Here is a 13168-nt window from a genome sequence, read left to right on the forward strand (position 1 = left end):
GCGCGGCGACCCGGGTGTGGGTATCGCTGGGCAAGCGCGTAGTGAGCGGGACACGGGCTCCGGTGCGCAGCAGCGCGACGACCCGGCCTTCCCCCAGGGCGAGCGCGGTGGCGTGGATCTCGACGCGGGCGGCTCCGAGCAGGACGAGCGGGACCTCGACCCGGTCGGTCCGGACCGCACGCGCGGCCAGCGGGCCACGAGCACGGGTGAGCGCGATCCGGACGACCGGCTGCGCTTCGATGCGGGACCCATCGACTTCGGGCAGGTGCGCGACGATCCGCGGCCGCGCGGCCGCGCTGCGGAGCCCGAGCCGGACGACGTCGCGGCGATCTCCCGGCTCAAGTACCGGTACCTGCGCACCCTCGACACAAAATCGTGGGATGAATTTGCCGACACCATGATACCGGAGGCCACCGCGACCTACAGCGAATATCTGCAGTTCGAATCGCGCGAGGCGTTCATCGCGTTCATGCGCAACACGCTCGGGCCGCACGTGATCACCGAGCACCGCTGTGACCATCCGGAGATCGATGTCGAGGGCGACACCGCCACCGGCACGTGGTACCTCGCCGACACGGTCCTCATCCCGGGCCACAACATGCTGCTGCGTGGCGCGGCCTTCTACACCGACCGCTACGTCCGCTGCGACGACCGGCACTGGCGGATCTCGCACACCGGCTACGAACGCACCTACGAGGTGGTGCTCTCCCTGAGCGACCTGCCCAGCCTGCGCCTGACCTCCAGTCGCTGGGGGCTGATCGCGAAAGAAGACGGGATCGCCTCGATCCAACGCGACCCCGGCACCGCGCCGCTGCGGCCGGAGTCCGAAGCGGGCTGACTCAGTCGGCCGTGGCCACCAGGGGCTCCAAGGTGAGCGCCGGGTGCTCCTTCTCGATGTATTGCAGCCGCCATTTGTCGCTGAACAGCGCGAGCAGCGCACCGTCTGAGCGGGTGAAGACCTCCACCCCGCGCTGCCGGCCGAGTTCCTCCGCCGACGCGGCATCGGTGCGCCGGGCCAGCGTGTAGCCGAGGTGCTCCATCGTGGTCTCCACGTTGAACTCCGTGAGCATGCGCGCGGTCACCACTTCGAACTGCATCGGGCCGACGGCCGCCAGAACCGGGGAGGCGTCGCCACGGATGTCGTTGCGCAGCACCTGCACGACGCCCTCGGAGTCGAGCTGATCCACCGCCTTGCGGAACTGCTTGTACTTGCCCGCCGTGCGGGCCCGCAGCACGGCGAAATGTTCCGGCGCGAACGACGGGATCGGCGGGAACTCCACCTTCTTGTCCACGAACAGCGTGTGCCCGGGAGCCAGTGCCGTCGCGTTCACCAGGCCCACGACGTCACCGGGATAGGCGGTGTCCACGGTGGCGCGCTCGCGGCCGAACACCGTCAGGGCGTACTTGGTGGCGAACGGCCGCCCCGTCTGGGCGTGGGTGACCACCATGCCGCGCTCGAACTCGCCGGACACGATTCGCATGAACGCGAGGCGGTCGCGGTGTGCGGCGTCCATGCCCGCCTGCACCTTGAACACCACCGCGCTGAACGGGTCGCCGGTCGCGCGCGGCTTGCCTTCGATGTCGGGCCGCGGCCCCGGTGCTGGCGCGAGCGCCACCAGGGTCTCCAGCAGCTGCCGCACGCCGAAGTTCAGCATCGCGGAGGCGTAGATGACCGGTGAGGTCTGCCCGGCGAGGAACAACTCCTGGTCGTGGTCCTGGCCGGTGGCAGAGAGCAGCTCGCTCTCCTCCGCGGCCGTGGTCCACGGTTCGCCTTCGCGCGCCTGCGCGGCCTCGGGAGTGAGCGACTCCTCCGGCGCGATGGTCGCGCCGCCCGCGGTGCGGGTGAAGTGGATGTATTCGAGCGCCGCGCCGTCCGGGCCGCGGCGAAGCAGGCCGCGGAAGTCGCCCGCGATGCCGACGGGGAGGAACAGCGGCGTGGGGGTGAGGCCGATCCGCTCGTTGATCTCGTCGAGCAGTTCCAGGGGCGCCCGGCCCGGCCGGTCCCACTTGTTGATCACGGTGATCACCGGGATGCCCCGGTGGCGGCAGACCTGGAACAGCTTCAGCGTCTGCGGCTCCAGACCCTTGGCCGCGTCGATCAGCATCACCGCGGCGTCGACGGCGGTGAGCACCCGGTAGGTGTCCTCGGAGAAGTCGGAGTGGCCGGGGGTGTCGACCAGATTGATGACGCTGTCCACATCCGAGCCCGCGGCGCGGTAGTTGAACTGCAGCGCGGTCGAGCTGACCGAGATGCCGCGCGCCTTCTCCATCTCCATCCAGTCCGAGACGGTGGACTTGCGCCCGGCCTTGCCGTGGATCGCGCCCGCCTCGGAGATCATCCTGGCGTGCAGGGCCAACGCCTCGGTGAGCGTGGACTTTCCCGCGTCGGGGTGGGAGATCACCGCGAACGTGCGCCGGCGGGCTACCTCGGCGGGCAACCCGCGGGGTGCGGGCGCGACAACACCCTCAGGGGAGGCGCTCAACGCAAGACAACCTTTCGCAGACGACCGATCGGCAACCACGCCAGCGTACGCGACGCGCGTGAGCGCGAGCCGAACCGCCGGTGACCACCCGATTCAAAGAGGGCCCCGGCGCTGGGGTATGGTGTTCGGGTTGTCTCGGCGAGGGTGACCGCAGACCAGTTTTGCGACACCGTGATCGACGCGGCGCGGCTTCCGGCCGTCCCCGTTCGGTCTTCGCCCCGACGAATAGACCCTCCCGTCAGGTGTGCGGAACCCCTGACGTGTAACTGACAGCCCGGAAGAGCCGTAGGAGTAGATCCAGTCATGTCCGACGTCAACCTTCTCGAAGCAGCCGTACGCACCGAGTTCGGCAAGGGCGCCGCCCGCCGTACCCGTCGTGCGGGCAACGTCCCGGCCGTGCTGTACGGCCACCAGGCCGACCCGCAGCATCTCTCGGTGAACGCCCAGGCCTTCGCCGCCATCCTGCGTGAGCACGGTACCAACGCGGTGCTGAACCTGGTCATCGACGGCAAGAAGCAGCTCGCGCTGACCAAGTCCGTGGTGGTGCACCCGATCCGCCGCTACATCGAGCATGCCGACCTGCTGATCATCAAGCGTGGTGAGAAGGTCACCGCCGACGTGAACGTCACCGTCACCGGCGACGCCGCCCCCGGCACCCTGGTCACCCAGGAGGCCACCACCGTCTCCATCGAGGCCGACGCGCTGAAGCTGCCCGAGGCCATCGAGGTCTCCGTCGAGGGCGTCGAGGCGGGCACCCAGATCACCGCGGGCGCGCTGCAGCTGCCCGAGGGTGTCGACCTGGCTGCCGATGCGGAGACCCTGATCGTCAACGTGATCGCCGCCCCGGCCGCCGAGCCCGTCGAGGGCGAGGAATCGGCCGAGGGCGAGAGCGCTGAATAACAGCGATTCGTCCGCCGGGCCCGCGCTCGTCGTCGGACTGGGCAACCCCGGTCCCGAATACGAGCGCACCCGGCACAATGTGGGATTCCTGGTCGCCGACGTGCTCGCGGAGCGCGTCGGCGGCCGTTTCGGTGTGCACAAGAAGTCCGGCGCCGACCTGCTGCAGGCGCGGCTGGACGGCCGCCAGGTGCTGATCGCCAAGCCGCGGTCGTTCATGAACCTGTCCGGGCGGCCGGTGGCCGCGCTGGCGAAGTTCTTCTCCGTGCCGCCGACCGAGGTGATCGTCGTGCACGACGAACTCGACCTGCCGTTCGGCGCGATCCGGCTCAAGCGCGGCGGCGGCGAGGGCGGGCACAACGGTCTTCGCTCCGTGTCCAGCGCCCTGACCACCAAGGACTACCTGCGCACCCGCATCGGCATCGGCCGCCCGCCGGGCCGCCAGGATCCGGCCGATTACGTGTTGAAGCCGTTCTCGGCGCCGGAGCGCAAAGAGGTCCCGGTGATCGTCGAGCAGGCCGCCGACGCGGTGGAACTGCTGCTGCGCGTGGGTCTGGAGACCGCGCAGAACCAACTGCACTGAGACGCGACCTGATTCAGGCCGCGCGGCGCAGGGCGGTCAGCCACGGGGCAGATGCATCGCGGTCGCGGCCCTGCGCAGCTTGCCGGAGGACGTCTTCGGCAGTGCGCCGGGGCCGAGCACGGTGACGGTGCGCGGCCGCGCGCCGACCTCCGCGAACACCGAATGGACGATCTCGCGCTCGATCCGCTTGACCTCCTCGTGGTCCTGGTGACTGCCGCTTTCCACCACCACGGCGAAACTCTCCCGCTGATGCCCCGCGTCCAGGCGCACCGCCACGGCGTTGCCCGGCCGGACGCCGCGCACCCTGGTCGCCGCGCGCTCGATATCGGTGGGGTAGATGTTGCGGCCGCCCATGATGATCACGTCTTTGATCCGGCCGCACACCACGATAAGTCCCTCGTCGGTGAAGTAGCCGATGTCGCCGGTGTCCAGCCAGCCCTCGGCGTCCTGGGCCGATTGGAATCCGTTCACCGTCACATAGCCGGAAGTGACCGCGGGACCGCGCAGTTCGATCACGCCCACCGAGCGTGCGGGCAGCGGTTGACGTTCGCTGTCGACGATCCGGCCCTCCAGGTGGTCGACCAGGTAGCCGAGCGTGGGCAACCTGCGGATGTTGGCGGGATGGCCGTGCTCCTCCGGCACGGGCACCGCCTTGCCGATCGCCTCGAGCAGATCGGCATCGATCACGTCGACCACCTGTCCGTGCCCGGGGTCGGGAATCGACACGGCCAGCGTGGTCTCGGCCATGCCGTAGACCGGCGTGAGCGCCATCGGGTTGAGCCCGAAGCGCTTGCCCGCTTCGGCCAAGGCGTCCATGGTGTCCGGATCCACCGGTTCGGCGCCGTTCCACATGTAGCGCACGCTGCTGAGGTCGAACGCGCCGTCGTCGGCCTGCCGCAGCCGCCGCGCCAGCAGTGAATAGGCGAAATTCGGTGCGGCGGTGACGGTTCCGCGGTACTTGCTGATCAGCTCGGCCCACAGCAGTGGTCTGGTGAGGAAGTCCAGCGGTGTCACGCACACCACTTCGGCTCCGAATTGCATGGGGACGCTGAGGAATCCGACCATACCCATGTCGTGGAACAGGGGCAGCCAACTGACCATCACGTCGTCGTCGAGCTGAAATTTCACCCGGTCGAACATGGCGTAGGCGTTGACGTAGAAGTTCTCGTGCGTGATCCGGACCGCCTTGGGCGAGCCGGTCGAGCCGGAAGTCAACTGCTGCAACGCGATATCGCCCTCGGAGGTGGGCACCGGATCGATGTCGGGGCCCTCGGGCAGCTGATCGATGCGCACCACGGTGATGCCGCGTTCGCGCAGCAGCGGTTCGGCCGCCTCGAACGGCGCGCCGAGCACGACCGCGCGCGCTTCGATCATGGTCAGCACGGTCTCGGTGTCACGCGCCCACACCACCAGATCGGTACGCGGAGTCGGCTGGTGCAGCATGGTGATCGACGCGCCGCGCATCCAGACGGCCTGGCAGGCCGGCGCGATGTCGGCGGGCATGCCCGCCAGTACGCCCACCGCGTCGCCGTGCCCGATGCCCGCTTCGGCCAGCCCGCCCGCCATGCGCCGGGCGAGCCGGTGGATTTCGGCCCAGGTGCGACGCAGCGGGGCGCCCGGCTCGCCGGTCACCAGTCCACGTTCGGAGGTCCGCGCCGTGGCATACATTTCGTCGGTGAATCTGCTCAACGTTCAACTCCTCCATCACCAGCCGTCGCCGGGAACCGGCCTCCCACCACTATCCCGTCATCGCGGCAGGGCGTTAACCCCCTTTCCAGGGGCCCAGGTCAGCGCGCCGGCGCGGAGGTATGGAAGGTAGCGGCGTAGCGATCGACGTAGCGGCGGCCCGAGCGTGCGGCGAGTTCGCGCATCAGTTCGTCGGTCGCGGCGCGCACGAGATGACGCTGCTCGGCGGGCGGGTAGCGGCGGGGCGCGCCGAACTCGATGCGCACTTTGGCGAAACGCAGCAGACGGCTGCCGCGCGGATTCACCCGGTCGGTGCCCGACAGCGTCACCGGGACGACGGGCGCGCCGGTGGCCATGGCGACCCGCAAAGTGCCGGTGCGGCCGCGGTAGACGCGCCCGTCGGGGGAGCGGGTGCCCTCGGGATGAATGGCCCAGACTCCGCCTGCTTCCAGGATTCGGGTGGCGGCGGCCAGCGCGCTCGCGGCCGCGTCGCCGCCCGTCCGGTCGACCGGCACCTGTCCGGAGACCGAGTAGAACCACCGGTTGAATCGTCCGCGCAGACCCGTGCCGGTGAAGTACTCCCGCTTCGCCAGGAACGTCACGCGCCGGGGCACGACCAGCGCGAGGTACAGCGAGTCGATCACGGCGAGGTGATTGGCCGCGATGATCACCGGCCCGGTACGCGGAATGTTCTCCAGCCCTGCGACATCGGGCCTGCCGAGCAGTCGCAGCAGGGGGCCGAGCAAGACGTGTTTGAACAATGCGTACCACATGGGGACCTCCGGGAGCCGAGTGCGTAGACATTGTCTACCCGATCTTGTAGACAGTGTCTACACCCGGGGTGCCCCCGCCCGGCGGCAGGCGTAGACAATGTCCGCATGGCCGGGAGCGAGTCGTTGCGGGATCGACTGGTCGACGTCGGCGTCGATCTGCTCGAAGAGGTGGGGTCCGCGCACCTGGGATTACGCGCGATCACCCGGGCGGCGGGCGTCTCGCACGGCGCGCCGCGGCGATACTTCCCGACGCACCGCGCACTGCTCGCCGCCATCGCCGCGCGCGGGTTCGCCGACCTCGAGGAACGGTTCGCGGCGGTGGAGGCCCGATCGGCACGCGACCGTCTCGCGCGCATGAGCGCCGAATATCTCGAGTTCGCCGTGCGGCGTCCGGAGATGTTCACCCTGATGTTCCGGCACGACCTGCTCGAAGGGTCCGGCGAGAATCTGCGGTCGGTCAGCCTGCCGCTGTTCGCGCGGTTCGCCCAGCTGGTCGGCGCGGCAGCGGCCTCGGACACGATCGACCCGCGCGACCGCGCGATCGCCCTGTGGACCAACCTGCACGGCATCGCGACCGCGCAGGCAAATCGCAGTCTCCGCCTTGTCGGGCCGGGCGCCGACGCGGGGGCGCTGGTGGCCAGGGCGCTCGCCGTGCACCTGGCCTGACCGCTCCCGGGCGCTGCCGGTGGCTCAGGCTCGCAGTGCCGCCACCGCGGCGACGAAACGATCGAGTTCGTCGAAACCTACGAAGCAATGCGGCGAGGCCCGCACCACGGAGCCGAGGCCGCGGCCGGTCATGTCCAGCAGGGTCGAACCGGCATGGCTGACGGTGACCGTGATGTCCTGCGCCAGCAGCCGGTCGCGCACCTCGGCGGAGTCGATGCCGTCGACGGTGAACGACACGATGCCGCTGTGCCGGATGCCGAGATCGCGCACGGTCACACCCGGGATCTCCGGCAGCGCCTTGCGCAGGTGCTCCGCGCGGGCCGCGATCGCGGCGTAGACGTTCTCCGGGCCCAATTCCAGCAGGTATCGCACGGCCGCGCCCAGGCCGAGCCGGGCCGCGACGTCGCACTCCCAGAACTCGAAGCGGCCCGCGCCGGGCGCGAGCCGGTAGTCGTGCGGGCCGGTCCATTCCGCGCTGTGCAGGTCGAGCCGTGCGGGTTCCATCGAGCGCGCCAGTTCCGGCCGCAGGTAGAGGAACCCGGTGCCGCGCGGGCCGCGCAGCCACTTGCGACCTGTGGCAGACAAGGCGTCGACGCCGAGTTCGGCCACGTCCAAGGGCAGCTGCCCGGCGGACTGGCAGGCGTCCAGCAGGACCAGCGCGCCGACCGAGTGCGCGATCCGGGTGGCCTCGGCGGCCGGGTTCACCAGCCCGCCGTTGGTCGGCGCGTGCAGCACCGAGACCAGCTTGACCCGCTCGTCCACCAGCGCCGCCAGCGCGTCGAGATCGATCTGCCCGCTGCCGTCGCTGGGGATCTTCTCCACCGTGGCGCCGGTGGCGCGGGCGCGCTGCAGGGCGGCGATGGCATTGCTGGCGTAGTCCGCCTCGGAGATCAGGATGCGGTCGCCCGCGGCGAGCGGGACCGAGTAGAAGAAGTCCGCCCAGGAACGCGTGGCGCTGTCGCTGAGCGCGATGCTCTCCGGTTCGGCGTTGATCAGCGCGCCGATCGCGGTCTTGACGTCGGCGAGATCGTCGAGCCGCTCGTTCGCCGCGCGATAGCCACCGATCTCCGCTTCCCGCCGCAGATGCGCGATCACGGTGTCGGTGACGACCCGCGGCGGCAGCGAAGATCCGGCGCTGTCGAGGAAGACCGGGCCGGGGCGGGGCCCGTCCACGCATCCGGGAGTGTCGGCTCGTACACGATCGTCGTCCAGCATGAGCCGACCTTATCGGGTGAATTGTTCGGCTTCGTGTCGTTTTCTTGTCGGTCCGCGTGGCTACGCTGGATGGATCGCCGCACGCGAATTTCGGCCGGGGAGTGGAATATCACCGAGCAGAATGGCGATAACCGAAGAGCAGCGGACTACGTCCCGGAGCCCACTGGAGGTTGGCATGGCGGTCACGCTCGAGAGTCCGGAGTCGGCCGGTTGTGCCACCGAGCAGGGAGAACTGTCCTCCCGCGCGGCGGCGGAGGCATACATCGGCGGGGTGTGCTTCAAACTCGGACCACCCGCGCTGATCGGCGCCGAACTCGAATGGCTCACCGTGCAGGGTGAGTGTTCGGCGTCCGGTCCATCCGCGGCTCCGCGCCCCCAGCTGTCCGCCTTCGCGGACGCACTCGGACCGTATGCACCACGGTCCATCGCCCCTCATTCGCCGGCGCTCGCACTGCCGGGGGGCAGCCGGGTCACTCTCGAACCCGGTGGTCAGATCGAACTCTCCAGCGCCCCCTATGGCGCTGCCGCGCAGTTGTGTGATCGCCTGCGCGACGATGCCCGCCTGTTGCGGGAACTTCTCGAATCCCGGTCCATCCGCACCGTTTCCCTCGCCGCGGACGCGGACCGTCGTCCCAAACGCTTGCTCCAGCTTCCGCGCTATCGCGCGATGGAGCGCTCCTTCGGCGGCATCGGTCCGTTCGGCAAGCTGATGATGTGCAATACCGCGGCCACCCAGGTCAGCGTCGACGCCGGCGCCGACCGCGCCGAGGTCACCGCCCGCTGGACCGCCCTGTACGCCGTCGGCCCGGCGCTGCTGGCCGCCTTCGCCTGTTCACCCGTCCTGCGTGGCGCGCCGCCCGGCGGGTGGGCATCCCAGCGAATGCGGGCCTGGCTGCGGCTGGACAACACGCGCACTCGCCCGCCGGTGCTGGACTGGACCGACCCGATCGCCGCGTACGGCAGATGGGCGCTGGACGTGCCGCTGCTGTGCGTGCGCCGACCCGACGGGGCCGCCGAACGCGGTGACGGTGATGGATGGTCCGCGCCGCCCGGTGCGACGTTCGCCGATTGGCTGTCCGGCGCCTTGGACGACGAGGTCGGCCGCCGCCCCGGCCTCGGCGACCTCGACTATCACTTGACCACGCTGTTCCCCCCGGTACGCGCCTCGGGCCATCTGGAGGTCCGCTATCTCGACGCCCAGCCCGGCGACGCGTGGACCGTCCCGGTGCACGTGATCGATGCGCTCATGTCCAGCCCGTCGGTCGCCGCGGAGGCGACTTCGATCGCCGCGCCCCTGGCCGGCCGGTGGGTCGACGCCGCCCGTTACGGATTGGCCGATCCGGACATCCGAGCAGGCGCGGTCGCCCTGCTGCGCCTCGCGGCCGAGCACACCGCGACCGACGACGCGGCCCGTGCCGTGGAAGCCGCCGCCGAACGATGTCGCCACGGCCGCACCCCGACCGACGACGACACCGAGCACGGCCTCGACCCGGAGCCTTCGGAGGCCGCCCCGTGACCAGCAACCAGCCGCACTTCCCCGACGGCGCCCCGCGCGACCGGACGGGCGAGCGCCGAACCGTCCGCGGCCGCGCCGACGCCGATCATCACGAATCTCGGAGACGTTTCCCGTGACCACTTCCCACCCAGCCTTCACCGACCACTCCGGCACCGAGCAGCTCCGCGACCGGATCGCCGCCGTACTCACGCGCGCCCGGCAGCGCACCCGCACCCTCACCGACTGCGTCGACGAGGCAGAACTCGTGGCCCAGCATTCGCGCCTGATGAGCCCGCTGGTCTGGGACCTCGCGCACATCGGCAACCAGGAGGAACTCTGGCTGGTGCGCGACGTCGGCGGACGCGACCCGGTGCGCGCCGACATCGACGAACTCTACGACGCCTTCAAACACGCCCGCGCAAACCGGCCCGGCCTGCCGCTGCTCGACCCCGGTCAGGCCCGCGATTACGTCGGCACCGTGCGCGACAAGGTCTGGGATGTGCTGGAGCGCAGCGAGCTACGAGGTGGTCCGCTGATCGACGACGGCTTCGCCTTCGGCATGATCGCCCAGCACGAACAGCAGCACGACGAGACCATGCTGGCCACCCATCAGTTGCGCACTGGGGCCGCCGTGCTCTCCGCGGCGGCCGCACCGGCCGCCACCGCGGCGGTCACCGGTGAAGTCGTCATCCCCGCGGGCGAATTCACCATGGGCACCTCGACCGAGGCGTGGGCGCTGGACAACGAGCGCCCCGCCCACCAGGTCCGGGTGCCGGGTTTCGCGATCGACGCGGCGCCGGTGACCAATGAGCAATACCTGGCCTTCGTCGACGACGGCGGCTACGAGCGACCCGAGCTCTGGTCCGAACGCGGCTGGGCGCATCGCGTCGAGGCGGGCCTGGTCGCGCCGCAGTTCTGGGAGCGCGACCCGTCCGGGCGCTGGTGGCGGCGGGTGTTCGGGGTGATGACCCCGCTGCGGCCGCACCAACCGGTCGTCCACGTGTGCTGGTTCGAGGCCGAGGCATATGCGAACTGGGCGGGTAAGCGCCTGCCCACCGAAGCGGAATGGGAGAAGGCGGCCAGGTTCGATCCCGACACCGGCGCGTCGCGCCGATTCCCCTGGGGCGATACCGATCCCGGCGACTCCACCGCGAACCTCGGGCAGCGGCATCTGGAACCCGCCGAGGTCGGCGCCTATCCGGCCGGCGCGTCTCCCGCGGGGGTGCACCAGCTGATCGGTGACGTGTGGGAATGGACCGCTTCGGGTTTCGAGCCGTATCCCGGGTTCCGCGCGTTCCCCTACCGCGAATACTCCGAGGTCTTCTTCGGCGGCGACTACCGCGTGCTGCGCGGCGGTTCCTTCGGCACCGATCCGGTGGCCTGCCGCAGCACCTTCCGCAACTGGGACCACCCCATCCGCCGCCAGATCTTCGCCGGGTTCCGCTTGGCGCGGGATCTGCGGCCGGGAGAAGGGGAGTGAGCCACGCCCGTCCGGCCGGGCGGCGGAGCGGCCGCGGTTATACGGCGAGCGGCCCGCGCCCGGCGACGGCGGCACCGGTGGGTGCGGATGTGTAGACACCTGGGTTACGTCGGCCCGCCGGTGCGGGTAGGCGACATGTTGACCCTCGGCTCCCATTCGCTGCGCACCCAGGCGTGGGCGCCGCGCGACATGCGCCACGGCGGCACCATCAACGCCGACGGTTTCGGCGTCGCCTGGTGGCGCGTCGGCGAGGACGACACGGTCACCGTCAGCCGTTACCGCAACGCGGCGCCGATCTGGACCGACCCGGCCGTGGAGGAGGTGCTTCCGCAACTGGAGTCGGTCGCGGTGCTGGGGGCGGTGCGCTCGGCGACGGTCGGGATGCCCGTGGAGCGGTCCGCGTGTGCGCCGTTCACCCGCGACCGCTGGGCGTTCAGCCACAACGGCGTGGTGCCCGACTGGCGGCGCACCCTGACCGGCGTGGCAGCCGAGTTCGCCCTCATCGCTGCCGAGCTGGGCGCGGAAGATCTGTTCACCCCGGCACGGCTGCTGGAGGCGGAGTCGGCCACCGACGCCGCCACGCTGTGGGTGCTGCTGTGCGATCTGCTGTCGACCGGCTCACCGGACGGCGAATGGTCGGCCGCTCCGGCGGCGCTGCGGCTGCTCGTCTCCGCGATCCTCGACCGGGCCCCGCAAGCACGCCTGAATCTTCTGCTCTCCGATGGCGCGCAGCTGTGGGCGACCACCTGCCACCACTCGTTGTCGGTGCTGGTCACCGACGATTTCGCGCTGATGTCCTCCGAACCCTTCGACGACGATCCCCGTTGGCAGTCGATCCCGGACCGCAGCCTGGTGAGCGCCAGGCCCGGTGCGCTGTCCGTCGACGCCCTCCTGTGACCCGAAAGGCCGTGCCATGACCGCAGCCACGCTGGACATCCACCTCACCGACGACGACCTCGACACGGCGCTCCGCTCCGATGCCCGCCTCGGCCTCACCGCTGACCCGAAGTGGTTGCCGCCCAAGTGGTTCTACGACGCCAGGGGAAGCGAGCTGTTCGAGCGGATCACCGAGTTGCCCGAGTACTACCCGACCCGCACCGAGCGCGCGCTGCTCGAGCGGGTGGTCGGCGAGATCGCCGACGCCGCCCAGGCCGAGGTGCTGGTCGAACTGGGCGCCGGATCGGCAGCCAAGACCCGCCTGCTGCTGTCCGCGCTCGGCGCGCGTGGGCCCCTGAAGAAGTATGTGCCGCAGGACGTCTCGTCCGCGGCGCTGCGGGCGGCGGCCGACCAGGTCGCGGCAGAGTTCCCTGGTCTCGCCGTGCACGGCGTGGTCAGCGATTTCACCGACACCCTGGACAACCTCCCGCGCGGTGGACGCCGGATGATCGCCTTCCTCGGCGGCACCATCGGCAACCTCGTTCCCGAGGAACGCGCCGAATTCCTCGCCCGGATCCACGACGTGCTCGAGCCGGGCGAGCAACTGCTGCTCGGGGCGGGACTGGTCACCGACCCGGCGGTGCTCGTCCCCGCCTACGACGACGCGGCGGGCGTCACCGCCGAGTTCAATCGCAACGTCCTGCACGTGCTGAACGCGCGCCTGGGCGCCGACTTCGCGCCGGACAGGTTCCGGCACGTCGCGGTCTGGGACGCGGAGCGGGAATGGATCGAGATGCGGCTGGAGGCGGTCGAGGACATGACCGTCACGGTCGGCGGTCTCGGCCTCACCGTGCGCTTCGGCCGCGGCGATCAGATGCGCACCGAGATCTCCGCGAAGTTCCGGGTCGCGGGCCTCGACGCCGAACTCGCGGCCGCGGGCTTCGCCACCGGACGGGTGTGGACCGATCCGGACGACCGCTTCGCCCTGGTCCTCGCCGGACGACGCTGACCACG

At 70.5% G+C, this 13168-nt stretch carries 12 protein-coding genes; 8 read left to right on the top strand and 4 right to left on the bottom strand.

Going from position 1 to position 13168, the window contains the following annotated elements; all coding sequences use genetic code 11:
- Positions 1 to 265: 265 nt before the first annotated feature.
- Entirely contained in the window at positions 266 to 838 is a 573-nt protein-coding gene (locus NNI01S_RS19350) for a nuclear transport factor 2 family protein (RefSeq protein ID WP_063917570.1), read from the top strand.
- A 1-nt stretch (position 839) separates the two neighbouring features.
- Here the strand turns inward: NNI01S_RS19350 and NNI01S_RS19355 are convergent, their stop codons facing one another.
- Positions 840 to 2483: a peptide chain release factor 3 gene (locus NNI01S_RS19355; protein WP_063021508.1), complete on the bottom strand. Its 1644-nt coding sequence runs from the start codon at positions 2481 to 2483 to the stop codon at positions 840 to 842.
- A 303-nt stretch (positions 2484 to 2786) separates the two neighbouring features.
- Here NNI01S_RS19355 and NNI01S_RS19360 point away from each other — a divergent pair, with 303 nt between their 5' ends.
- Together NNI01S_RS19360 and pth are read left to right on the top strand one after the other, a co-directional pair.
- Positions 2787 to 3383: a 50S ribosomal protein L25/general stress protein Ctc gene (locus NNI01S_RS19360; RefSeq protein WP_063021509.1), complete on the top strand. Its 597-nt coding sequence runs from the start codon at positions 2787 to 2789 to the stop codon at positions 3381 to 3383.
- The gene (gene pth / locus NNI01S_RS19365) at positions 3376 to 3963 is read left to right on the top strand and encodes an aminoacyl-tRNA hydrolase (RefSeq protein WP_063021510.1); all 588 of its coding nucleotides are present in this window, start codon (positions 3376 to 3378) and stop codon (positions 3961 to 3963) included. Before NNI01S_RS19360 ends, pth begins: the two co-directional genes overlap by 8 nt.
- A 36-nt stretch (positions 3964 to 3999) precedes the next feature.
- Here the strand turns inward: pth and NNI01S_RS19370 are convergent, their stop codons facing one another.
- Entirely contained in the window at positions 4000 to 5652 is a 1653-nt protein-coding gene (locus tag NNI01S_RS19370; RefSeq protein WP_063021511.1) for a fatty acyl-AMP ligase, read from the bottom strand.
- Positions 5653 to 5750: 98 nt separating this feature from the next.
- Positions 5751 to 6422 carry a lysophospholipid acyltransferase family protein gene (locus NNI01S_RS19375; RefSeq protein WP_063021512.1) on the bottom strand — a complete coding sequence of 224 codons (672 nt, stop codon included), beginning with the start codon at positions 6420 to 6422 and terminating at the stop codon, positions 5751 to 5753.
- A 105-nt stretch (positions 6423 to 6527) separates the two neighbouring features.
- Between NNI01S_RS19375 and NNI01S_RS19380 the strand changes: the two genes are divergently transcribed.
- A complete protein-coding gene (locus tag NNI01S_RS19380) occupies positions 6528 to 7088 on the top strand; it encodes a TetR/AcrR family transcriptional regulator (protein WP_063021513.1) in 561 nt (186 codons plus the stop codon).
- Positions 7089 to 7112: 24 nt separating this feature from the next.
- On the opposite strand, the gene NNI01S_RS19385 is transcribed toward NNI01S_RS19380, so the two are convergent.
- Positions 7113 to 8303 (bottom strand): aminotransferase class V-fold PLP-dependent enzyme, encoded by a 1191-nt coding sequence (locus NNI01S_RS19385; protein ID WP_063021514.1) that lies wholly within the window; start codon positions 8301 to 8303, stop codon positions 7113 to 7115.
- Between the two features lie 175 nt (positions 8304 to 8478).
- On the opposite strand from NNI01S_RS19385, the gene egtA reads away from it, so the two are divergent.
- From egtA to egtD, 4 genes are all read left to right on the top strand, one after another.
- Positions 8479 to 9819, top strand: coding sequence for an ergothioneine biosynthesis glutamate--cysteine ligase EgtA (egtA, locus tag NNI01S_RS19390; RefSeq protein ID WP_063021515.1), 1341 nt, complete (start codon positions 8479 to 8481; stop codon positions 9817 to 9819).
- 112 nt (positions 9820 to 9931) lie between these two features.
- Positions 9932 to 11278, top strand: a complete 1347-nt coding sequence (egtB, locus tag NNI01S_RS19395) for an ergothioneine biosynthesis protein EgtB (RefSeq protein WP_063021516.1) — start codon at positions 9932 to 9934, stop codon at positions 11276 to 11278.
- Positions 11279 to 11365: 87 nt separating this feature from the next.
- Positions 11366 to 12175 carry an ergothioneine biosynthesis protein EgtC gene (gene egtC, locus NNI01S_RS19400; RefSeq protein ID WP_063021517.1) on the top strand — a complete coding sequence of 270 codons (810 nt, stop codon included), beginning with the start codon at positions 11366 to 11368 and terminating at the stop codon, positions 12173 to 12175.
- 16 nt (positions 12176 to 12191) lie between these two features.
- The gene (egtD, locus tag NNI01S_RS19405) at positions 12192 to 13163 is read left to right on the top strand and encodes an L-histidine N(alpha)-methyltransferase (RefSeq protein WP_063021518.1); all 972 of its coding nucleotides are present in this window, start codon (positions 12192 to 12194) and stop codon (positions 13161 to 13163) included.
- The last annotated feature ends 5 nt before the right edge of the window (positions 13164 to 13168 follow it).

The organism is Nocardia niwae NBRC 108934 = DSM 45340 (genome assembly GCF_001613465.1).
GTDB classification, from domain to species: domain Bacteria; phylum Actinomycetota; class Actinomycetes; order Mycobacteriales; family Mycobacteriaceae; genus Nocardia; species Nocardia niwae.